The sequence below is a fragment of the Promicromonospora sp. NPDC057138 genome, assembly GCF_042670845.1.
Classification (GTDB): Bacteria; Actinomycetota; Actinomycetes; order Actinomycetales; family Cellulomonadaceae; genus Promicromonospora.
The window spans coordinates 1-2,603 of sequence record NZ_JBHUUX010000134.1 but is presented as its reverse complement, the minus strand read 5'-3'; the positions used below and the strand labels follow the sequence as shown (position 1 = coordinate 2,603).

Annotated in this window: 1 rRNA gene; it reads left to right on the top strand. The window is 54.4% G+C overall.

Annotated features, from left to right (window positions below):
• A 23S ribosomal RNA gene (locus ACFT2C_RS29010) occupies positions 1 to 2,603 on the top strand; the annotation flags it as partial.

The window sequence follows — 2,603 nt, the reverse complement described above, 5'->3', positions numbered from 1 at the left end:
CAGTGCCGCGAGGTCCTCGTCGTCCGCCCCGCTGACGAGCTGCATCACCTGCAGCGCCTGGTCCACTCTACACGGAGTTACAAAGGAACGAAGTAAATGAAGAGGTCTGGAAAGGCCCGTCAAAGAAGGTAACAACCCTGTAGTTGAAACTTCGTTCCCTCCAGAGTGGATCCTGAGTACGGCGGGACACGTGAAATCCCGTCGGAAGCAGGGAGGACCATCTCCCAAGGCTAAATACTCCCTAGTGACCGATAGTGAACCAGTACCGTGAGGGAAAGGTGAAAAGCACCCCGGAAGGGGAGTGAAAGAGAACCTGAAACCGTGTGCCTACAAGTAGTCAGAGCCCGTTAATGGGTGATGGCGTGCCTTTTGTAGAATGAACCGGCGAGTTACGATTTCAAGCGAGGTTAAGCTGAAGAGGCGGAGCCGCAGCGAAAGCGAGTCTGAATAGGGCGAATTGAGTACGTGGTCGTAGACCCGAAACCAGGTGATCTACCCATGTCCAGGGTGAAGGTAAGGTAACACTTACTGGAGGCCCGAACCCACGCACGTTGAAAAGTGCGGGGATGAGGTGTGGGTAGCGGAGAAATTCCAATCGAACTTGGAGATAGCTGGTTCTCTCCGAAATAGCTTTAGGGCTAGCCTTAAGGTAAGAGTCTTGGAGGTAGAGCACTGTTTGGACTAGGGGCCCTCATCGGGTTACCGAATTCAGACAAACTCCGAATGCCAATGACTTATCCTTAGGAGTCAGACTGCGAGTGATAAGATCCGTAGTCAAAAGGGAAACAGCCCAGACCACCAGCTAAGGTCCCAAAGTATACGTTAAGTGGAAAAGGATGTGGAGTTGCTTAGACAACCAGGATGTTGGCTTAGAAGCAGCCACCATTTAAAGAGTGCGTAATAGCTCACTGGTCGAGTGACTCTGCGCCGAAAATGTACCGGGGCTAAACGTATCACCGAAGCTGTGGATGGACACCGTTGGTGTCCGTGGTAGGAGAGCGTTCTAAGGGCTGAGAAGCTAGACCGTAAGGACTGGTGGAGCGCTTAGAAGTGAGAATGCCGGTATGAGTAGCGAAAGAAGGGTGAGAATCCCTTCCACCGAATGCCTAAGGTTTCCTGAGGAAGGCTCGTCCGCTCAGGGTTAGTCGGGACCTAAGCCGAGGCCGAAAGGCGTAGGCGATGGACAACAGGTTGATATTCCTGTACCACCTCTTCACCGTTTGAGCAATGGGGGGACGCAGGAGGATAGGGTAAGCGCGCTGCTGGAATAGCGCGTCCAAGCAGTTAGAGGGGTGACGAGGCAAATCCCGTCACCATGTACCTTGAGCTGTGATGGCGAGGGAAATATAGTACCGAAGTTCCTGATTCCACACTGCCTAGAAAATCCTCTAGTGAGGTGAAAGGTGCCCGTACCGCAAACCGACACAGGTAGGCGAGGAGAGAATCCTAAGGTGAGCGAGAGAACTCTCGTTAAGGAACTCGGCAAAATGACCCCGTAACTTCGGGAGAAGGGGTGCTCTGTTAGGGTGCAAGCCCGAGAGAGCCGCAGTGAATAGGCCCAGGCGACTGTTTAGCAAAAACACAGGTCTCTGCGAAGCCGTAAGGCGAAGTATAGGGGCTGACGCCTGCCCGGTGCTGGAAGGTTAAGAGGAGAGGTTAGTGGCATCACGAAGCTTTGAATTGAAGCCCCAGTAAACGGCGGCCGTAACTATAACGGTCCTAAGGTAGCGAAATTCCTTGTCAGGTAAGTTCTGACCCGCACGAAAGGCGCAACGATCTGGGCACTGTCTCAACGAGAGACTCGGTGAAATTATAGTACCTGTGAAGATGCAGGTTACCCGCGACAGGACGGAAAGACCCCGTGGAGCTTTACTGCAGCCTGATATTGAATTTTGGTACAGCTTGTACAGGATAGGTAGGAGCCTTTGAAGCCGGAGCGCCAGCTTCGGTGGAGGCGTCGGTGGGATACTACCCTGGCTGTATTGAAATTCTAACCCGCACCCCTGAATCGGGGTGGGAGACAGTGTCAGGCAGGCAGTTTGACTGGGGCGGTCGCCTCCTAAAAGGTAACGGAGGCGCCCAAAGGTTCCCTCAGAATGGTTGGAAATCATTCGCAGAGTGTAAAGGCACAAGGGAGCTTGACTGCGAGACCTACAAGTCGAGCAGGGACGAAAGTCGGGCTTAGTGATCCGGTGGTTCCGCATGGAAGGGCCATCGCTCAACGGATAAAAGCTACCCCGGGGATAACAGGCTTATCTCCCCCAAGAGTCCACATCGACGGGGAGGTTTGGCACCTCGATGTCGGCTCATCGCATCCTGGGGCTGTAGTCGGTCCCAAGGGTTGGGCTGTTCGCCCATTAAAGCGGTACGCGAGCTGGGTTCAGAACGTCGTGAGACAGTTCGGTCCCTATCCGTCGTGGGCGTAGGAAATTTGAGAGGAGCTGTCCTTAGTACGAGAGGACCGGGATGGACGCACCGCTGGTGTACCAGTTGTCTTGCCAAAGGCATCGCTGGGTAGCTATGTGCGGAAGGGATAAGTGCTGAAAGCATCTAAGCATGAAGCCCCCCGGCGTACGGCGCCCGGCCGCTGCGCCGGGTCGAAG